Below are 21,011 nucleotides of genomic sequence, written 5' to 3' on the forward strand. Positions count from 1 at the left end.
TTTGAAATGCACGAAATATTACACGCTCTTTCCTGCAAAATGTTATCATACATAAGATCCCCTACTGGATGAAGTACATATTATGTAATAGAAGCCCCAATTACAAAGGCTAAACCTAGGGATACACCGAAGGAAATGATACCTACTGCCAGATTGTTTTCTTTCAGTTGTTCTTCAACAGAAAAACTGCGAGTCAATGCTTCAAAGATGAAATAAGCGACGAGTTGCAATACCATACCATACGCTCCCCAAATCAGTGTTTCAGTAATGGTAATACTATGGTAAATCGCAAACGCCAGCACAATACAAATCCCGACTATCTTCCCTGCCACAGAAAGGGCAATGGCTTGATTGCCTTGTTTAATTTGCTCCCAATCCTTATACTTTGTTGTCAGCCACTCAAATAAAACGAGTCCTATAATAACAATTATGATAGCCGCAATAAAATAAAAAAACGTTAACACAAATGGAGCCATATTTACATTCCCTCCTTTATTATTTTCCTACACCAGGTCCGCCACCCCGATAAGAGCCGGTACCTCGTTTACGGTTGGTGGTTACATTATCATAACTAGTGGTAGAGCTATATCCACCGTAACAGCCGTTGTTTCTGCAATAATTATGCCGATCCGTTACCCAATTGTTGCCGAACAAACCATCTAACATCCTAATCGTGAAATAGGTCGTTAAGAAACTAGGGGCGTAATTATTCCTTACAAATTGCTCACTGGCAACTTCTACGAGTGTTGCATCTTCCACTTCTTCACTTTCTTTCAATGTGACAAACTGGTCCTGATAAATAAGAATTTGCTGACCTTCTTTATAATCACTAACTTCAGTAGCTGGTTGAATGTCATTTAATAAAGTGGCCAGTTCCTCTACACCAAATTGTAATGTACCGTAAACATTGGCAGTAGCCTGTTCACCTGACACAGTATCAACAAAAGGAAAATGATTAGAAATTAATGCTTCGATATCGGCGTTGCTGTCTGTCTCTAATTGATCAATCGTCTCTTGCTTTGATTCGCTCACTTGTAAATCGGATTCTGTGATTGCCCCTGATTCATTAAAGAGCGATCCTCCACCAAAGGCATTTGCTTGGCATCCTGCTAACAATCCTCCCAGCAGAAGGAACATCAATAGGAGCAGTTTTTTATACAAAGAGGTCACCTCCTGACATCTTGGCCAAACAGGTAGAAAGAACCTAATTACATTTAGGTTCTTTCTACTGCAACTAATTACTCTTTACCTAACTTCTTCTTCAACTCTGCCAACTCATCGTCCACACCGTTTTTTTCCAATGCTTCAAACTCATCATCCAGTGTTTTGCTTGCCTGTGATAAATCTTCGCTGGTATCTGCTTCTGCCTCAAATTGTAATACCTTTTCCTCCATACGCTCAAATCCACGTTTGGAGTCATCATTACCAATTGAAGACATGGTGCGATTCATTTTAGTACGTGTTTGAGCAGATTCTGCCCTTGCTTTCAAGGAATCTTTCTTCAATTGCATATCCTGGTATTCTTTTTTCATTTCATCCAGTTTGTCACGAAGTTGATCTGCATCTTGTTTTGCGCGTTCCCATGAGGAACGGAGCGTATTTGCTTGTGATTCTTGTTCGTTTTTATCTTGCAATGCTCTTCTCGCCAGATCGTCATTACCTGCTTCAATGGCTTGTTCCGCTTGAGTTTGACGTTTCTCCACTAATTTTTGAGCATCATCTGATTTACGCTTCAACATCTTTTCATTTGCAATTTGTTTAGCTACTGCCTGCTCTACTTCTCGAATATCAGACTCCATATCTCGCATAAATTGATCCAGCATTTTCACCGGGTCCTCCGCACGGTCAATCATGGAATTCAATTCAGAGCTCACTACCGTTTTGATTCGATTAAAAAATTTAAACATAGAACATTCCTCCTGTTTTTTTATTGGCTAGTACCTGCAATAATCTTAATTTCGTAAGGCTGAATAGGATATCCTATACTCGCTTCTACATCACTGCCCCACTCCTCCACACTAATATATGAGGTTTCCTCCTCATTACAATATTCTGCGTAATGAATGCGCTGACCGGTAAGGGAACTGCTTCTGCCTTCTCCGGTTACTTCCGCATGACCATCCTCATCCAAATGATAAGCAGTTTGTTGAAAACTTAACTTACTAGGAAAATCATTTGCATCTGGCAGCTGTATTTTCTCATAGATACCTAATTCTAACGCATCATCCATCTCAGCACTCAGCCAGATCGTTTTACTCTCTCCCAAAAGCTGATAGCTGTACCAGACGTATTTACCTTCCCTATACGTTATTTTACCAACCACTTCATAATCTGCCAAATCATATTCCAGAATATCCCCTACTTCAATAGAGAGAACATCCCTTTGTTTGACTTTCTTTGGTTGGTCTTTTTTTGAGAATAGTTTTGCAAAAAACCCCAACTGGTGCACCTCATTTCCTTTAATACTATTATTTACGTGTGACTCCCTAGAAGGTTTCAATTTTTTTAAAAAGATTATCTATAATAAGTTGAATAAAATAATTTCTCATGGATCGAATAGGCGCTCTTGATCCATTGACGCAGTATGATCAGAAAATCATGCGAGCAAAGACTTGCTTGTCACACGTTTTTGTTACATTTAGACGTTCAACTTATCTAGTTTGATGAACCACATCTAGTCCTCCTGTTACATCAATTACAGAACCTGTGATCATGTCTGCATCCTTTTCGCACAGGAACATCACTGTGCGTGCAATATCCTCTCCTGTACCAGAACGGCCAATCGGCGTTGCTTGATCAGGAACCATTCGGCTGTAATCAATGGTTGCTTCTTTCATTTCACCAGTGATATCCCCAGGACAAACCATATTTGCGGTGATACCATGCGCCGCTTCTTCATAGGCTATCGATTTAGTTAAGGAAACTAGCCCAACCTTTGCTGCAGCAAAAGCGGCACGATCCTTCCAACCCGCAGCAGTATGTGCAGCTTGAAAACCGTAGTTAACTACACGGCCAAATCTCTGCTCCCTCATGGCTGGGATCGTTCTTTTTAATAAATGAAAAACAGCGTCCAGGTTACCTCGGACGGCGCTATTCCATTCCCCCTCTGTGTAATCCATCAGATTCTTTCTTTCAAAAATGAATGGACCTGCATTATTAATTAAGTAATCAATCGTACCGAATTTTTGCACAGCCTGATGCACGGCAGTTTCTATGGCTTCTTGGCTGCTCACATCTAATGGAATAACTTCCAGTACAGTATTAGGATAGGCAGTCTCAAGTTCCTTTGCCCTTTCCTTATCGGAATAGTATGTAACAGAGACGGTATGACCACTATTAATAAAAGCTTCCGTCACCTTTAAACCCAAGCCTTTTGTTCCTGCTGTTATAAAGGCATGTCCCACAATGTTTCCCCCTCAAGCATTTTTAATGTCCAAAAGCCTAACCTCCTCCCTGTACACAACGTACAAGTGGAAGTTACCATTTTTCACTGGATGACTTTCATCTAAACACTTCTATATTCCTATGGTACACGAATCATGACTATTTTTCTATTATTGTGCTAACAAAGTACGCCCTCATTTATCAAAAAAATGTAACAAAAGTGTAAATTTATCTATACACAAAGAAAACGTATACATGTTATAATGAATATATAGTTCAAAGGGGGATTTTATTATGGCATTTGAATATGATCGAATTCTAGTAGCAGTTGATGGATCAGAAGCTTCAGAATTAGCTTTCAAAAAAGCAGTAGATGTTGTCTTACGAAATGATGCCAAACTATTTTTGGTTCATGTCATTGATACAAGAACCATTACCACCATTGCTCCAGAGGTATATGATCAAAGTCTGGCTTCACGCTCCGAAGACTATGCCAAAACGTTACTGGATGAGTACAAGGAGAAAGCAAGCAATCGTGGTGTGAAGGATATTACCACTCATGTTGAAATAGGCTCACCAAAAATCAAAATCCCAAAAGACCTAGCGAGCAAATTTGAAGCAGATTTAATTATATGCGGGGCAACAGGGATGAATGCAGTGGAACGCTTTTTAATTGGAAGTGTATCAGAGAGCATTACAAGATATGCCAAATGTGATGTGCTTGTGATAAGAAGTTAGCGCAAAGAAGTTGTAAGATAGCATAGAGATCAAAAGCATGGAGATCCCCATGTTTTTGATCTCTATTTTAACATATATAGTAAAAATATCCTGGGTGCGATCTTCCTTTTTTCATATAGAAGGCGCCGTTATTTCCCACTTCTGCACGCGTGAAATAACACCTTTTTTCATTGGGATTGGAATGGGCTAATTTACCAGAAAAGTAGCTATTCCCTTGTTTTATGACGTCGAGCGTTATTGTATGATAATTTTGAAAATTACGATTTTTTTTAATTTATTAATTTCTCTTTTTAATTGTGCTATAGTTAGTAAGTATGGTTTTCTTCATACACTTGTAACCTTTTCTTAACAGATCAAAATGCATTTTTTTCTGTGCTATTAAAGGCGACATTTTACTTATATTATAAAGCCATCCATTTTAGATACGGAATACATGGTACGCTTTATAGTATAAATAAGGTGAATCCAGAAATAATTTGAAATCTGTAAATAAAAAGTGTTATAAGTAAACATTCGTATCTGTAATCGAAGGGGGTAAACATATTGAAAACGGAACAAGTAGGCTTCTCCGGTCAAAAAATAAAATCAGAAGGACCATGGAGAAGAAGCTTAAAAGAATTCTATAAAAAACTAATTAAAAATAAGAGTGCCTTAGTTGGTGGATATTTCATTATATTTTTAGTACTAGTAGCTCTTATCGGACCATTCTTGACAAGCATGGAGCCGGACACAGTAGATTACGGGGCGAAATTCGTCGGTCCATCCGCTGATCATTGGTTTGGCACTGATCAACACGGTCGGGATATCTTCACTCGTGTCATTCATGGTGTTGGTATTACCATGTTTATCGGTTTTGTTGCGACCGTGTTAGGCGGATTCGTCGGGACGATCATTGGGGTTATATCCGGTTATTACGGTGGAAAAGTGGATGCCGTGATTATGCGGTTAATGGATATCTTGCTGGCGTTTCCTGGTATCTTATTAGCATTAGCGTTGGTTAGTATCTTTGAACCGAGCAGAACCAATGTAATCTATGCCATTGCTATCTTTGCTATTCCAACTTTTTCCCGAATTGTACGTGGTTCCACACTCGCTAATAAGAACCTGGAATATGTGGATGCGATGAAGGCATTAGGCGCCTCGGATTTACGAATTATTGGGAAGCATATTCTGCCAAATATCTTGTCACCAATTATTGTACAGGCCAGTTTATTTATAGCAAGTGCGGTCCTAACCGCTAGTGGTTTATCCTTCTTGGGAATGGGGGAACAACCGCCTTCTCCTGAACTTGGTGCCTTACTTAGTGATGGCCGAGACTATATGTGGGATGCTGGACATATTGCTCTTTTCCCTGGCTTGGTTATTATGTTAATCGTATTGGCATTTAACATCCTAGGTGACGGATTGCGAGACGCATTAGATCCTAAATCGAACAAAAATTAAAGGAAGAAGGTGTGACAATTGTTTCAATTTATTGTCAGACGTATTTTACAATTAATACCTGTATTGCTAGGTGTTACAATATTAGTGTTTTCACTTATGCACCTGACCCCCGGTAACCCGGCACAAATTATCGCAGGTGAAAACGTGCCTGCCGATACCATTGAACAAATCGAAAATCGACTAGGCTTAAACGACCCAATTGTTGTACAGTATTTTCATTTTCTTAAAGACGCCGCCATGCTGGATTTTGGAACATCTTGGCGAACCAGCCTTCCTGTAGGGCAGGAGCTCTGGCCAAAGTTTTGGGTTACGTTTGAATTAGCAGTTTACAGTACCATATTTAGTGTATTCCTTGGACTAATTGCAGGAGTTATCTCCGCCGTAAGACAGTATTCTTTCTCTGATGTTGGTATTATGTTAGTCGCACTATTTGGACTATCCATGCCTAATTTCTGGTTAGGTTTAATGTTGATGCAATGGTTCTCTCTTAACCTTGGCTTATTACCGCCAACAGGCTGGGGGTCGTTCCAACAGGTCATTCTGCCAGTTGTGACTTTAGGAACCATGGGGGCAGCGGTGATTGCCCGTATGACACGATCCAGTATGCTGGAGGTCATATCACAGGATTATATCCGAACCGCTCGTGCAAAAGGATTAAAAGAAAGAACGGTTATCTATCGTCATGCTTTAAAGAATGCCTTAATCCCGGTGGTTACAGTCATCGGTCTACAGTTTGGAAGTCTTTTAGCTGGTGCCGTATTAACCGAATCTGTTTTTGCAATTAATGGAATGGGCAAATTGATTGTTGATCGAATCTTAGCAAGAGACTTCCCTGTCGTTCAAGCGTCAGTCCTTGTTATTTCCGTCGTTTTTGTCATTGTCAATCTTATTGTCGATATTTCCTATAAATTCTTAAACAAACGAATTAACCTAGACTAAACTTTTGAAGTGAGGTGATATTTCATGAATAAAGAAACCATTTTAGATATTAAAGATCTTCAGACCTCTTTTACGGTCGATGGATTTGAAATAAAAGCTGTCGATGGGGTTTCCTTCCAGCTTCCCAAGGGTAAAACGATTGGTATTGTTGGAGAATCTGGTTCAGGGAAAAGTATTACAGCTATGTCGATTCTGCAGCTTCTAGATAAACCAGGTAAGATTAAAGGTGGGGAAATCAACTTCAAAGATCGCGATTTAACGAAATTAAGCGAGAAAGAGATTCGGTCGATTCGTGGTAATGAAATCTCGATGATTTTCCAAGAACCAATGACCTCGCTTAACCCGGTCTATACGATTGGACAACAAATACGCGAGACATTGAATGTACACCAGGACCTTGGTAAAAAAGCAGAAGCAGATAAAGCGATAGAGTTGTTAAAATTAGTAGGTATCCCATCTCCAGAAACACGTATTAAACAATACCCTCATGAACTATCTGGGGGTATGAGACAAAGGATTATGATTGCGATGGCCTTGGCCTGTAATCCAGAATTATTGATTGCAGACGAACCAACAACCGCATTAGACGTTACCATCCAAGCACAGATCTTACAGTTAATTAAACAACTGCAAGAGGAATTAAACATGTCGGTTATTATGATCACTCACGATATGGGTGTAGTGGCAGAAACATGTGACTATGTTGCTGTCATGTATGCAGGTAAAGTCGTGGAGTATCAGCCAGTCAATGACCTGTTTAAGTCACCAAAACATCCGTATACGGTTGGCTTATTAAACTCTATTCCACGTCATGATACCGATGTTGATGAATTAGAACCAATTAAAGGAAATGTACCAAGTCCGAAAAATATGCCAGAGGGGTGCCGTTTTGCACCGAGATGTCCTTTCGCAACAGAATTATGTGTGAAAGAACTACCAGCACTTGAAGAAATCAAAGACGGCGAACAAATCCGCTGTTGGATTTATACAGACCGTTGGGATGGAGATCCGGAGGTGAATGTGAATGAGTCAAAAAGAACTGCTCAAAGTTAATCATTTGAAACAATATTTCCCTATTAAAGGGGGAATCTTTGGCAGAACCATTAACCACGTAAAAGCGGTCGATGATATCTCTTTCACTATAAATGAAGGAGAAACACTAAGTGTAGTAGGTGAATCCGGCTGCGGGAAGTCTACCACTGGCAGAGCTATCTTACGCCTGGATGAACCAACAGATGGTACAATTGATTTTGATGGTATTGATTTACTGTCTTTAAATAAACGTGAGATGAGAAAGAAACGTAAGGACTTACAGGTTATTTTTCAAGATCCGTATGCTTCGCTTAATCCTAGACAAACCGTTAGTCAAATTTTAACAGAAGCAATGGAAATTCAAAATGTGGTTCCAAAAGCAAAAAGACGGGAACGTGCAATGGAGTTGATCGAAACGGTCGGGTTAAACCCAGAACAGATTGATCGTTATCCCCATGAGTTTTCTGGCGGACAACGACAACGTATCGGAATAGCCCGCGCTCTTTCTGTTGAGCCTAAGCTGATTATCTGTGATGAAGCAGTCTCAGCACTTGATGTATCCGTACAGGCTCAAGTATTGAATCTATTGAGAAAGTTGCAGCGAGAGTTTAACCTGACATTTCTTTTTATTGCCCATGACTTGGGAGTAGTTCGTCATATTTCGGATAAGATCATTGTGATGTACCTTGGGAAGATTGTAGAAGTAGGTGACAAAAAGTCTATCTTTGACAATCCGAAACACCCTTATACCAAGGCATTACTTTCTTCGATTCCTGTTCCTGATCCAGAAGCGAAGAGAAAACGGATTATGTTAAAAGGGGATATCCCTTCTCCGATTGACCCACCAACTGGGTGTCGATTCCATACGAGATGTCCGTTTGCAACCGAAGTGTGTAAAAACAAAGTTCCTGAACTTCGTACGATCGAAGGCATGCAAGAAGGTCACAAAGGAGCTTGTCATCATATGGAAGAGATTATGGCACAAGAAAAAACGGTATAAGAGGATGTTCAAAAAGACCAACAAAAAAAGACGCGGCGAATTTCTGCGTTGGCTATATAGGAACTTCTACTAAGACCGCCCACGTTCTGTAGGCAACGCAGAAGTCAACACATCCTGCGTGAGTCCGTTCCTCACGTATGAAAAGCATACGTTCCGGTACCGGGAGACTGCGCCGCCTTAAACTTTCGACGTACAGGACGTACTAGTGTCGGCGTTGCAACAAATGGGTTCGGTGGGGCGAGTAATCGCAGTCCCAGGACGCCTGAGGTTTTAGCCAACGAGGTCCTATTTAACGGCATTTTTGAACACGCACGATAACGTATATTTTAAAAACAGTCTGCTTACAAAACGAGCAGGCTGTTTTTATGTGGCATGTTTGATATGCTTATCTCTTTTCTAAATAATTACCTCCATATCATTTACATATACAGCATTTCCAGTTATCTTCACATCCAATGTATTTGCGCGTTTTGAAACTTTTACTCCGACCATCCCTTCTTTACTTATTTCATGCCCTTGCTCCACCATCAGGTTTAAAGACTCATCAAAACCCTTATCCATATAAGTAGCAAAATAAGCACCCATTGCCCCAGAAGCCGTGCCAGTTACTGCATCCTCTATCGTCCCTGAATACGGTGAAGAAAAATGACGGGCGTGCATATCTGCCTGAGGATTATACGTTTCTGTACAAAAAGGATGAACAGAGGAAGCTGGGATTTCCTGCAATATGGAAGGGAAATCCTGATTATTCGGTTTCATCTTTTGAAAAACCGCTAATTCTTTGATGGGTACCAATAGTGTCCAGGTACCAGTACTGCCATATACAATCGATAATTGGTCGTCAAGCTCCGTTTCTTGTAAACCAATGGATTTGGCTAGATCCTGCTTGGAACCCCTAAATGCTTGAAAGGTGGGAGATGCTTGATTCATGATGATATCTGTCTCTTTGTCTGACGTAGAATCAATCGTTAGTGGCAAAACACCTGCCTTTGTTTCTATCGTTAATGTTGACTTTTCGACTAATAGCTTTTGTGTTTTTACTGCATAAATGGTTGCGATGGTCGCATGACCACATAAGTTCATTTCATGTCCTGGTGTGAAAAAACGTATTCCCCAGTCTGCTATCTCTGACTCCACCAAAAAGGCAGTTTCATTAAAGCCTACTTGATAAGCAATTTCCTGCATCTGTATCTCACTTAATTCGTCTCCGTTTAAAACGATTCCTGCAGGGTTTCCTTTACCGGGTTTTGTGGTGAAAGCATCATAATGATAGACCTGGATGGATGGCATCCTATCTCTCCTTTTGTTTAATCGAATTTTCTATACATAAAAAGGCTTCTTCACTTTTAGAAGAAGCCTTTTTGTTGATTCATATCTGCATTATGCGAAATAGAACCTATTCCTCAATATAAGCGTCGTTTAATTGATAGATACCTTGAGCATCAATCGTGAAATCTTTCACTGAATCATTTACCCCTAATAGGTACTGCTGATGATGTGTATATAACATCGGAGCAAGATCTACCAGTCTTTCTTGCACTTCCGAATAGATCGCCAAACGCTCATCTGGATCTGTTTCGACACGTCCTTCATCCAATAAGCGATCTACTTCTTCATCTTCAAGGAAGGCACGGTTTCCTGGGTCCCCTAATTGTGAGCTGTGGAATAATGGATATAAACCATAATCAGCATCACCAGTTACAGTAGACCAGCCTAAGATAAACATATCGTGTTCACCATTAGCTGTACGTTCAAGGTATGCGCCCCATTCTAATTCTTCAATTTCCACATCCACACCAATCTCGCTTAGTTGAGATTGCAAGTTGATAGCTGTATCGACACGCTGTTCATTATCATTAGTCCAGATGGTTGTTTGGAAGCCATCTTCATAACCCGCTTCTGCCAACAATTCTTGGGCAGCTTCCGGGTCATATTCAAGACCTTCAATCGAATCATCGTAACCAAATACCGGCGGGGCTAAGGCGCCAATGGCTGGAATCCCCACACCATTCATAACACCATCAATAATTTGTTCTTTATCGATAGCCATGGTTAATGCCTGGCGTACTCTTGGATCATCAAATGGTTCTTTTTGAGTATTAAAACCAATATAAGAAACTGATACACTGTCCTCTTGGATTACACTGGCATCAGAAAGGTTATCTACACGAGAAATATTGTTTGGACCAATTTGATCCGCTACATGCGATACACCTGATTCCAATTCTGCCACACGAGCACTCTGTTCAGAGACAACCTTAAATTGAACACTATCCAATTTGGCTGGCTCTCCCCAGTAATCATCATTTCTAGTTAACGTAACACTTTCACCTGCTGTCCAGTCATCCAATTCGAATGGACCTGTTCCTACAGGATTTTGGGTAATATATTCGTTATAATCTCCACCGTCTTCCACTGTAGCATAGTCTTCATCAACGATTTCAGGACTCATAATACTAGTCCCACTATGAGCTAAGTTTGCCAGCAATGGTGCAAACGGTTCAGTTAGCGTCAATCTAACCGTGTAGTCGTCAACTACCTCTACATTGTCTACTTCCGCTAATAAAAAGGCACGAGGAGAAGCAACATCAGGGTCCTTCAATCTATCAAATGTTTTCTTTACTGCTTCTGCATTAAAATCAGCATCATCATGGAACTTCACGCCTTCTTGAAGTGTGAATTCCCAAGTTAAATCATCCGTTTGTTCCCACTCTGTTGCCAATCCCGGTTCCACTTCCATATCTTCGTTCAATGTGGTAAGTGTTTCAAACATATTCTCACGGACGTTACTAGAAGGCACATCATTATCTCCTTGTGGTGACAATGAAACCACATCGGAAGGTAATGAAATGACTAAATCTCCTCCAGAACCAGAGGCCTCTTCCCCTGATGAGTCTGAAGAGTCATTTCCTGAAGTATCCTCTTCTGGCTCTCCATCTCCAGCACAAGCAACGAGTGCGAGCGACAACATAAAGAGTAAAGACAGTAGTAAGTATCTAGACTTCTTCAATCAAAATTCCCCCTTAATATTTTGTAAAGATCATGTAAAGAAATCATAATCTTTTTCTAATATATAAGAAAATTCGCAAAAATTCAACCGCTTGGAAAGAATTTCAAAAATTCTAATTATTTAAACTATTTCAAATTTTGCAAAGAGAAGCATACCAGAGTGTTATTAGCGTTTTGAGAACAACTATAAAACGACCGCTCTCTTTCTATGCTTGTATAGAAAGAGAACGGCCAACTTACTCGTTCGTAATATTTTGCTTTTTAAGCTTGTCCCACTGGTGTATTCTGCGTCAAACGCATCACATCTCGGGCGATCATTACTTCCTCGTTCGTCGGGATCACTATTACCTTAACCGGAGAGTGTGGGTAATTGACAAAGGCTTCTTTTCCACGAATATGATTGGATGTTTGATCCCAATATACACCCATAAACTCTAAGCCTTTTAGAACACGTTCTCGAATGTCAATACTGTTCTCACCAACACCAGCCGTGAAGATAATTGCGTCTACCCCCTGCATACGGGCTGCATAGGAGCCAATATATTTATGAATTCGTTCTGCGAATACCTCTAGTGCTAATTCAGCCCTGTCTTCACCTTCTGCCGCCTTCTCTTGGATATCCCGAAGATCACTGGAAAAGCCAGATAAAGCCAGCATACCACTTTTCTTGTTTAAAATACTCATGACTTCTTGTGCTGATTGTCCTGTTTTATCCATGATATATGGAATCAACGCCGGATCAATGTTCCCTGACCTTGTTCCCATTGTTACACCGGCAAGCGGGGTAAAGCCCATCGAAGTATCAATCGATTTGCCACCTTCAATAGCTGCAATACTTGCCCCATTACCTAAGTGACAGGATATCAAGCGTAATTGATCCAAGGGAATACCCATTAACTCCGAAGCCCTCTCGGATACATATTTATGTGATGTACCGTGGAAGCCATATTTACGAATGCCATATTTCTTATAATATTCATAAGGTAAACTATACAAGAAAGATTGCTCAGGCATCGTCTGATGGAACGCCGTATCAAATACTGCTACAGCAGGCACATTTGGCAATACCTCACGAAAAGCTTTGATCCCTGTTAAATTAGCAGGGTTGTGCAACGGGGCCAATTCAGAAATTTCCTCAATTTCTTGAATTACTTCCTCTGTAATCACAACCGAGTCATTGAATTTTTCACCACCGTGAACCACACGATGTCCAATTCCGTCAATCTCTTCCAGAGTTTCAATGACCCCAGCTGATGTTAATTTTTCTAATAATAATTTTACTGCAACTGCATGATCTGCAATTTCTGTTACTTCTTTATCTTCTTCATTTCCATACTCTATGGTGAAAGTAGAGTTGTTGATACCGATTCGTTCAATAAGACCTTTAGATACAACTTTTTCCTCAGGCATTTCAAACAATTGGAATTTCAAAGAAGAACTTCCTGCATTCACCGCTAGAATTTTACGCAATATGTTCAGTCCCTTCCAAATTATCCTGCTAATGTAAGATCATTTATCATGTATGTTCAAAACAATTTGAATAATCTCTTATACCCTTATTTAAACACCGTCAGAATAAGTTTGCAACAGGAATGTTTGATGTTAACGTTTGCTTCACAAATTTTTAATTTTCAGTTTATTTCTAGCGTTCACTTTGGAACCATTCATCTATTTTCAACAGAATATTTTGTGTTTTTTGAACCTCTTTGAACGATGGTAATTGGGCCATTAACGTTTGTTTGGGCGGCTGTGTTGTTTTACCTTGTTTTTGTAATACGAGAATACTTTTCGCCTGTTGTTCTGAGGCAAACATAGACATAGGCAATTGTAATATCGCCAGTATATGGGCATGATCCCGTAAGTATTTCTGTAATTTCTCACTTTGATCACTAGTAAATAAGAAATTGGGAATAAGACATAGGACATAACCAGCTTCTTTCGTATAATTTAAGCTTTGTTCGATAAAAAGATGGTGTGCATAGGCGTGCTCATCTTCTGCTTGTAAGATGAAATGACCAGCCTGCTGATCGTCTGGATAGTATCCAACAGGAAGGTCAGCAACCACGGCGTCAACAGGATCCAGTAGCAATGGTGTTAAACTGTCCTGATGAAAGAATTCTACCTCAGTCCTTTGTACATTGGCACTTTCTACCGCAATTTGCAGCAATGTTGGATCGATTTCACTGCCATAAGCCTGAACTTCGGGTTGAATTTGGTTAATGACGGCGGTTAATAAATTCGCTGAACCAACAGCTGGATCCAATAAGCTAATCTGCTTGTGATCACCTACTAGTTTTTCTAAAAAATAACCGATAAACATGGCAACGGAGTCTGGGGTTATCAAATGCTGTTGCTGGACAGATCCTTTCATTCCCTTAATTAGTGCGAGCTGGATAACCTTACGACTCGATTCGCTTTCGGGTTTATCGGTGAGAAACACACTTTTTAAGTAGGATAACCGATCTTGGGTTTCTTGATTGGGCAAGTCTAATTCCTCTTCCGTCTGAATCGCTCGTAAGGCATAAGTAATACTATCTAAATAAGTCTCGTTTTCGGTTGTTTCAATCGTGGTCACGAATTGGTCAAATGCTGAAAACACTTTTTCTATATCAAATGACATCCTCTTTCCCCCATCTCTAAACAAATTGAATAACTGCCCATATATTATGAGGGCTTGTCATTCAATTTGTCTACTGAGAAGCCTTATTTACATGCCAACAGGGTCGGATTTTTACTTTTTTTCTTTTCTTTCCTTTAATAACTCTACCACCTGTTGAATCAAATCAGGATTTTTTTCCGTTAGTTTGTGTGGTACTTCTTCATGATTTTGGTCTTGATGTAAGTTTAATACCTCTACATTATCTTTGCTAATTAGTAAAAATGCCGTTGGAGTTACAGAAACACTCCCTCCTCCCCCGCCGCCGAATGGAATGATGGATTCTTGCTGGCTGCTTTTTTGACTTTTAGGGATAAATTCACTTCCCCCTGTAGCAAATCCATATTTTACGTGTGATAACGGAATCATTACCTTTCCATTTGGTAACTCAATCGGTTTACCAATTGCTGTATCTACCTCAATTAATTGTTTTAAATGATCCATGGTTAACGTCATAAACCCTTCCAAGGGATGTTCGTTTTGGCTATTCTCTTCCATGTGAAAACTCCTTTCGCCATTTATTCAATTCTCCAATAGTTTGACTCAATTTCATCGATATCATGCATTCTCCTTCTGTTTGCAATACCTCTTCGTCAAAATCAGCGGATACGGCGATATCTGTATTCTGTATTGATCGAAGCCATTCCGCAATACTTTGCAGAAAAACGTAGAGATAAGCCGTATGACCTGGGTCTGATGTTGCTACAATTGTCTCCGAACGAATCTGCTTCACTTCCGCATGATGAAAAATGTACGTCATCCGTTCACGCCATTGATGATGATCTACGAATAAATCAAGTGATTGATCGGCGGTAATTCTTTTGGTATAGACAGGGATGCGCAAAATGTGACATTTCACTTTCAAATAGCGTTCTTCCTCATTCCATAACCAGTGGACATCAAGGTTTATCGCTAATAAAAAAAATAATAGCAAAAAGACCAATACAATCATACATATAGCGATCAAAGCAATCATCATAAACCTCACCTCTGTCTACTTATTATGAACGTTTTAAGAAACTTCATTCTTGCAAGCGTACGATAAGTAGTTTTCAATAGGAACGTATGTTAAATCATGATAAAATGACTTTAGAAGTATTTTATTTAGGAGGTAAACGTATGGATAGTCGATCAAACATTTTCTTTTTTTACAAAAAAGATCAAGAAACTTTGGATAAACTAACCCCTCTTTTTGATTATGTAACGGAACAGGGGTTTAAAATTGTAGAAAATTCAGATCATGCCAATATTGTGATCAGCTTTGGTGGAGATCGGGAGTTTCTTCAAGCAGTAAGACAGTCCCAATTCCGTGAAAATTGTGTATACCTTGGTATTACTCATGCCGATGAATCCGGGCTGTACTGTGACTTTAATATCGATAATTATGATCGCATGGTGGATTCGATGATGACAGATAACATTGAGGTTCGAGAATTTCCAGTCATCGACGTCATGATAAATGGAAAAACATCTTTTCAATGTTTAAATGAAGTGACCGTCCGTTCAAACATCATCAAAACGATTGTGATTGATGTACTGATTGATGATAATTATTTTGAAAGCTTTCGTGGAGATGGACTGATTGTAGCGACACCAACCGGGAGTACGGGGTATAATAAATCAGCATCTGGCGCTGTGATTGATCCGAAGATTCCGTGTTTTCAAGTCAGTGAGGTCGCTTCGATGAATAATAATCATTATCGTACCCTGGGTTCCTCTTTCGTCTTGAATCAGGATCGCACTCTGCGACTGGAAGTGATCCAGGATGGGAATGACTATCCAATTGTAGGATTGGATAATGAGGCTTACTCGATCCAGAATATCCAATCTCTTACGGTGAAATTAAGTGATAAACGGATTAAAACCGTTAAATTAAAGGACAACTCTTTCTGGGATCGCGTACAGCGCACCTTTTTATCTTAACGATAGTATTAAAGAGCGGAAGCCCCCATGTCAGTCATATCATGGAGGCTTTTTACTAGTAATTAGCTAGTACTCTGCGGTGATTTGTCTAAGTTGTTCCTTGAGCTGTTTATTCGTCTTTTCACTAATATAGCTTTGTCCGTCATTTTCGGGATGACGGACATTTTTTCCGGATTTCCACCTTTTTTGGCCGTCACTTTCGGAATGACGCCCATTTTTTCCGGATTTCCACCTTTTTTGGCCGTCATTTTCGGGATGACGCCCATTTTTTCCGGATTTCCACCTTTTTTGGCCGTCATTTTCAGAATGACGCCCATTTTTTCCGGATTTCCACCTTTTTTGGCCGTCATTTACGGGATGATGACCAGTTTTCCAAAAACATCACTCTTTTTGGGGCTGTCATCGGATTCATTTTTTCACAAACAATACCAGACCAACACCAATTTAATAGAAGTTCTATATATTTCCAACATAAAACAGGCTGGAATCATCATCTATTCCTTTATTTTACAAAAGTTTCTTATTTTTAGCGTTATTTTCGATACATTACCTCACCATTCACAATCGTTGTATTCACTGCTATTTCATGAAAGAATGCAGGGTCATGGTAAAACAGATCCTTTTCTAAAATAGTGAAATCGGCCGTGTATCCTGGCTGAATTACACCTCTGTCGTGTTCATGATTAATCACAAATGCACTGCCTTTCGTGTAAAGAGAGATTGCCTCGAAAACAGACAACTCCTCATTTTCCCCATAGATCGCTCCATCCATGCGAGAACGTCGTGTCACGGCTGCCTGGATACCTTTTAATGGATTGACATCCTCAATTGGTGCGTCTGATCCTCCTGCACAAGCAATGCCTTGTCTCAGATAAGTTTTCCAAGGATATGACCGATCGGCTCTCTCCGCCCCCAATCGCCTGATCACCCATGGGAAATCAGAGGCCACAAACGATGGCTGAATATCTAACACGACTGGCAGTTCCTTTAATAGCGCCAAGACGTCCTTATCCATGACCTGAGCATGAATAATCCGGTCACGAAGTCCATTCGTTAAAGGGTATTTCTTGATCATTCGCGCTACTTCTTCCACGGCTTGGTCGCCAATGGCATGAACCGCTACAGGGTGCTGCCATTTCCGCACCTTTTGAAAAAGGATATCTAAATCGGCTGTGGTATGTATCGGAATACCACTATTCTTTTCATCATCGGCGTAAGGCTGCTTCAACCAAGCTGTCCTTCCTCCTAATGCCCCATCCGAAAAAATTTTCATCGGACCTAAGCTCGTATATTCCCCTCCATCTCCAAAGCGATACCCTGTCTCCAGCATATCATCGAATACCAAGTGATGAACGAGCAAATGTGCCCGGAACTTATACATGGTCGGTAAAATTGCTTGATAGGCAGCTAATGTTCTTTGGAATCCACCATAATAAAATAAATCCTCACTATGTCCGCCAACTAGACCAAGACGTAATAAATCTTCAACTGCCACTTGCACGGTTTGCTGCAGCTTTTTCTCAGATATCATTGGCACAATTTCTTTTACCAATTCCTGCGCTTGATCTAATAAATAGCCTGTCGGTTCACCTGCTTGATTACGTACGATTTTGCCACCTTGTGGATCGACAGTATCTTTGGTGATATCTGCTAGCTCCAGCACCTTTGAATTTGTGATAATGGCGTGACGACACACACGGGTTAACATCATCGGGTGCTCAGTCGAAATAGCGTCTAGTTCTGATTTATCGATAACCCTGCTATCCTGCCACTGATTTTCATTCCACCCCTCTGCAACCAACCACTCATCAGGTTCTAATTCTTTCGTCTTCCGTTCGACGGCTGCTAATACTTCTTCTGCAGACTGCATTGCCGATAAATCTAAATGAAGTAACTTCTCCCCGTGACCAATAATATGTAAATGGCTGTCGACAAAGCCTGGATACATGACTGCCCCTTGTAAATCATGGTAATGGTCAATGTCTGTTTGATAAGCGGCTTCGATCTCCTTTACGGATCCAATAGCTACAATACTGCCATTCTTCTCTAATACCGCTTCGATTGTTTCATTCTCTTGATTCATCGTATATATGGTACCACCATAATATAATGTCCCCATCTTATCATCCATTCTTTATCTTATATTCTACACTGGCTATGTTAATAAGATAGCAAAAACGAAGACATAAGAAAAGGATAGTGCTATAAAAACACTATCCTGCATGTATTTATTTTGATTGTCCACCCATTTGTTGTTCAGCCATTTGTACTAGACGTTTAGTGATTTCTCCACCTACTGAACCATTTGCACGTGATGTTGTATCAGCACCTAAGCTAACACCAAATTCTTGTGCGATTTCATATTTCATTTGATCAAGAGCTTGACTTACTCCAGGTACTACTAAGTTGTTAGAATTGCTTGTCGCCATTTCCTTTCACCTCCTCCTGACTACACTACTATCATTCGCGGGAGGAGGTGAATTCATACAACTTTTTCGTTGGTAGTTATTGGTTAGTTAACCAGTCATTAAAACAGTTCATCTAAGGCGTTTGTTTCCCCTTCTTTCGCCTTGATAGTAACTGTCTCAACCACTTCAACGACATCCTGAATATCTTGTTCTACATCGATCAACGCCTCCATTTGCTCCACTTTCTCAAGCTTCGGTTTTGTCTTGGGCTGTTTCGGAACAAATACTGTACAGCAATCTTCAAAAGGGCGAATCGAGATACCATACATATCGATCGATTCGGAAATAGCGATGATTTCTTTTTTATCCATGGTCACTAATGGACGAATGACCGGATAAGAAGTAACGGCATTAATCGCGTGCATACTCTCCATCGTCTGACTGGCCACCTGTCCCAAGCTCTCTCCCGTGACAAGCGATAAAATCCCTTCCTGTTTAGCCACCGCTTCACTAATACGCATCATCATCCGACGCATGACAGTCATCGAATACCCATGAGGGATTTCGCGATGGATTTTTTGCTGTAAGGCTGTAAACGGTACGAGATGTACACGAACAGAATGACCATAATAGGCTAATTTTTCTGCTAGATCTAATACTTTTTCTTTGGCTCTTTCACTTGTATATGGTGGGGAATGGAAATGAATGGCTTCGATCTCCACCCCTCGTTTCATGGTTAAATAACCAGCAACAGGGCTGTCAATACCACCAGATAATAAAAGTAAGGATTTACCGGAAGAGCCGACTGGTAAACCTGCTGCACCAATAACCTTATCTGATGTAAGAAAAGTCGCTTCTTTTCGGATATCAACCGTAATTTCTAAATCAGGCTCATGCACATCCACTGTTATCCCATCTGTATTGATCAGTAAATGCCCACCCAACACATGATTGAATTGCTGTGAAGTAATCGGAAAATCTTTATTGGAGCGTTTCGTGGTTACTTTAAACGTTCGCACCCCTTCTTTATCTCTCAACAATTGCAAGCCAGCTTCTTTAATCGCTTCCTCATCATTCCTTACCTTCATCGCCAAACTCATATCATGGATACCAAAAATAGTTTGGCACCTTTTCATAATGGCATCGGGATCCTCTCCGTTAAGGACAATATACATCCGATCCCTTGTTTTATTTATTTGTATAGCAGCGAATGAACGTAAGGCTTGCCGCACATTCTTAGCCAGTTGATTGATAAATAATTTTCGATTCTGTCCCTTTAAGGTCAATTCCCCATAACGGACTACGATATGATCATATTGCATCTGTATCTACCTCATTATCTTTGCTAATTTTTTTATAATAACCGCTAGTTTCTCACAAAAATGTTCGATCTCCGCTTCCGTTGTATCATAAGACATACTCACCCGCAAACCAGAGCTGGCGATTGCTTGTTCTTTTCCACAGGCTGCCAAAACCGCACTTTCATCAGCACTCTTGGAGGAACAAGCCGATTTTGTGGAAATATAAATGGCCTCTTCTTCCAAGGCGTGGATGACTACTTCTGGCTTCAAGCCCGGTACGGAAAAATGGACAATATGCGGAGCTTTTAGCTGTTTTGGTGTATTAATGACCACATCATCCATCGTGGACAAGCGTGCCATCAATTGCTGCTGGCGCTCTTTCAATTCTGTTGATTTGTTGGTTTCTTCAGCAGTTATCAACCGCATTGCCTTTACGAGAGAGACATTACCTGCTACATTTTCGGTACCTGATCGCAAGCGATTTTCTTGACCTCCTCCGTGCGCTAACGGGAATAGACGAATACCATTTTTCACATATAATAAACCAGTTCCTTTGAGTCCGTGAATCTTGTGTCCAGAAATCGTACATATATCTACGCCAGCCTTTTTTAAAGAAAGGGTCACTTTACCATAGCCTTGAACATTATCCACATGAAAAAATGCTTTAGGATAACCTTGAAGTATGTCACCTATCTCATCAATCGGCTGGATGCTGCCGATCTCATTATTGACATGCATGATGGACACTAAGATCGTATCTTCTCTCAGGCTTTGTTTCAACTGTTGAATGTCGATGACACCCTGTTGATTTACGTCGAGATAAGTGACTTCAAAGCCCTGTTTTTCTAATCCTTGACAAGCTTCCAGCACGGATGGGTGTTCCACTTTGGAGGTAATAAGATGTTTCCCCCTATTCTGATGTTCCCAGGCAACCCCCTTGATGGCAAGGTTATTCCCTTCCGTGCCACCTGATGTAAAAATAATTTCGTGACTCGCCACGCCCAACAACTGTGCAGCCTGCTCCCGCGCTTTACGCAACAAGCGCTCCGCATCCATTCCAAGCGCATGTAGTGAGGACGGATTGCCAAAATATTGACTAGCAACCGTGGTAAAACTTTCTATAACTTCTGCTTTGGGCTGTGTGGTGGCACTGTTATCTAAATAAATCATGTTATCTC

General features: G+C 40.4%; 22 protein-coding genes. 6 read left to right on the forward strand and 16 right to left on the reverse strand.

All coding sequences use genetic code 11. The annotated features are described in order from the left end of the window. Positions 1-80: 80 nt before the first annotated feature. From E0E32_RS15755 to E0E32_RS15775, 5 genes are all read right to left on the reverse strand, one after another. Positions 81-476, reverse strand: coding sequence for a DUF350 domain-containing protein (locus tag E0E32_RS15755; RefSeq protein WP_066194927.1), 396 nt, complete (start codon positions 474-476; stop codon positions 81-83). 19 nt (positions 477-495) lie between these two features. Further along, entirely contained in the window at positions 496-1,161 is a 666-nt protein-coding gene (locus E0E32_RS15760) for a DUF4247 domain-containing protein (RefSeq protein ID WP_286171949.1), read from the reverse strand. Between the two features lie 77 nt (positions 1,162-1,238). After that, complete coding sequence (locus E0E32_RS15765) at positions 1,239-1,907, reverse strand: PspA/IM30 family protein (RefSeq protein WP_066194930.1); 669 nt, start codon at positions 1,905-1,907, stop codon at positions 1,239-1,241. Positions 1,908-1,927: 20 nt separating this feature from the next. Then, complete coding sequence (locus E0E32_RS15770) at positions 1,928-2,440, reverse strand: DUF4178 domain-containing protein (RefSeq protein WP_066194932.1); 513 nt, start codon at positions 2,438-2,440, stop codon at positions 1,928-1,930. A gap of 211 nt (positions 2,441-2,651) precedes the next feature. Further along, a complete protein-coding gene (locus E0E32_RS15775) occupies positions 2,652-3,407 on the reverse strand; it encodes an SDR family oxidoreductase (RefSeq protein WP_350308633.1) in 756 nt (251 codons plus the stop codon). A 271-nt stretch (positions 3,408-3,678) separates the two neighbouring features. On the opposite strand from E0E32_RS15775, the gene E0E32_RS15780 reads away from it, so the two are divergent. From E0E32_RS15780 to E0E32_RS15800, 5 genes are all read left to right on the forward strand, one after another. Continuing rightward, positions 3,679-4,122: a universal stress protein gene (locus E0E32_RS15780; protein WP_066194938.1), complete on the forward strand. Its 444-nt coding sequence runs from the start codon at positions 3,679-3,681 to the stop codon at positions 4,120-4,122. A 543-nt stretch (positions 4,123-4,665) separates the two neighbouring features. Then, positions 4,666-5,565: an ABC transporter permease gene (locus tag E0E32_RS15785; protein WP_066194941.1), complete on the forward strand. Its 900-nt coding sequence runs from the start codon at positions 4,666-4,668 to the stop codon at positions 5,563-5,565. 18 nt (positions 5,566-5,583) lie between these two features. Then, on the forward strand, positions 5,584-6,504 hold the full coding sequence (locus tag E0E32_RS15790; protein WP_066194944.1) for an ABC transporter permease: 921 nt from the start codon (positions 5,584-5,586) through the stop codon (positions 6,502-6,504). A 24-nt stretch (positions 6,505-6,528) separates the two neighbouring features. Beyond that, the gene (locus E0E32_RS15795; RefSeq protein WP_066194947.1) at positions 6,529-7,557 is read left to right on the forward strand and encodes an ABC transporter ATP-binding protein; all 1,029 of its coding nucleotides are present in this window, start codon (positions 6,529-6,531) and stop codon (positions 7,555-7,557) included. Next, entirely contained in the window at positions 7,529-8,536 is a 1,008-nt protein-coding gene (locus E0E32_RS15800; RefSeq protein WP_130860139.1) for an ABC transporter ATP-binding protein, read from the forward strand. Before E0E32_RS15795 ends, E0E32_RS15800 begins: the two co-directional genes overlap by 29 nt. A 396-nt stretch (positions 8,537-8,932) precedes the next feature. Here E0E32_RS15800 and E0E32_RS15805 read toward each other — a convergent pair whose 3' ends face one another. From E0E32_RS15805 to E0E32_RS15830, 6 genes are all read right to left on the reverse strand, one after another. Beyond that, the gene (locus E0E32_RS15805) at positions 8,933-9,826 is read right to left on the reverse strand and encodes a PhzF family phenazine biosynthesis protein (RefSeq protein WP_130860140.1); all 894 of its coding nucleotides are present in this window, start codon (positions 9,824-9,826) and stop codon (positions 8,933-8,935) included. A 106-nt stretch (positions 9,827-9,932) separates the two neighbouring features. Next, positions 9,933-11,546 carry a glutathione ABC transporter substrate-binding protein gene (locus tag E0E32_RS15810; RefSeq protein ID WP_434059215.1) on the reverse strand — a complete coding sequence of 538 codons (1,614 nt, stop codon included), beginning with the start codon at positions 11,544-11,546 and terminating at the stop codon, positions 9,933-9,935. Between the two features lie 260 nt (positions 11,547-11,806). Continuing rightward, positions 11,807-13,015: an acetate kinase gene (locus E0E32_RS15815; RefSeq protein ID WP_130860141.1), complete on the reverse strand. Its 1,209-nt coding sequence runs from the start codon at positions 13,013-13,015 to the stop codon at positions 11,807-11,809. Positions 13,016-13,187: 172 nt separating this feature from the next. Further along, positions 13,188-14,165 (reverse strand): class I SAM-dependent methyltransferase, encoded by a 978-nt coding sequence (locus E0E32_RS15820; RefSeq protein ID WP_130860142.1) that lies wholly within the window; start codon positions 14,163-14,165, stop codon positions 13,188-13,190. 111 nt (positions 14,166-14,276) lie between these two features. Then, entirely contained in the window at positions 14,277-14,699 is a 423-nt protein-coding gene (gene ytfJ, locus E0E32_RS15825) for a GerW family sporulation protein (protein ID WP_130860143.1), read from the reverse strand. Further along, complete coding sequence (locus E0E32_RS15830; RefSeq protein ID WP_066194960.1) at positions 14,686-15,177, reverse strand: DUF2953 domain-containing protein; 492 nt, start codon at positions 15,175-15,177, stop codon at positions 14,686-14,688. The genes ytfJ and E0E32_RS15830 overlap by 14 nt, the downstream gene beginning before the upstream one ends. A gap of 143 nt (positions 15,178-15,320) precedes the next feature. Between E0E32_RS15830 and E0E32_RS15835 the strand changes: the two genes are divergently transcribed. After that, a complete protein-coding gene (locus tag E0E32_RS15835; RefSeq protein ID WP_066194962.1) occupies positions 15,321-16,124 on the forward strand; it encodes an NAD kinase in 804 nt (267 codons plus the stop codon). Between the two features lie 62 nt (positions 16,125-16,186). Here the strand turns inward: E0E32_RS15835 and E0E32_RS15840 are convergent, their stop codons facing one another. The 5 genes from E0E32_RS15840 to E0E32_RS15860 all read right to left on the reverse strand — a co-directional run bounded on the left by E0E32_RS15840 (position 16,187) and on the right by E0E32_RS15860 (position 21,003). Next, positions 16,187-16,474 (reverse strand): hypothetical protein, encoded by a 288-nt coding sequence (locus E0E32_RS15840; RefSeq protein ID WP_130860145.1) that lies wholly within the window; start codon positions 16,472-16,474, stop codon positions 16,187-16,189. A 182-nt stretch (positions 16,475-16,656) separates the two neighbouring features. Continuing rightward, positions 16,657-18,255: an amidohydrolase gene (locus tag E0E32_RS15845; protein WP_286171952.1), complete on the reverse strand. Its 1,599-nt coding sequence runs from the start codon at positions 18,253-18,255 to the stop codon at positions 16,657-16,659. 97 nt (positions 18,256-18,352) lie between these two features. Continuing rightward, a complete protein-coding gene (locus E0E32_RS15850; protein ID WP_066194968.1) occupies positions 18,353-18,553 on the reverse strand; it encodes an alpha/beta-type small acid-soluble spore protein in 201 nt (66 codons plus the stop codon). A 98-nt stretch (positions 18,554-18,651) separates the two neighbouring features. Then, complete coding sequence (thiI, locus tag E0E32_RS15855) at positions 18,652-19,854, reverse strand: tRNA uracil 4-sulfurtransferase ThiI (RefSeq protein ID WP_130860147.1); 1,203 nt, start codon at positions 19,852-19,854, stop codon at positions 18,652-18,654. 6 nt (positions 19,855-19,860) lie between these two features. Next, positions 19,861-21,003: a cysteine desulfurase family protein gene (locus E0E32_RS15860; RefSeq protein WP_066194973.1), complete on the reverse strand. Its 1,143-nt coding sequence runs from the start codon at positions 21,001-21,003 to the stop codon at positions 19,861-19,863. Positions 21,004-21,011: the final 8 nt, after the last annotated feature.

The organism is Gracilibacillus phocaeensis (assembly GCF_900626275.1).
Lineage (GTDB): Bacteria > Bacillota > Bacilli > Bacillales > Amphibacillaceae > Gracilibacillus > Gracilibacillus timonensis.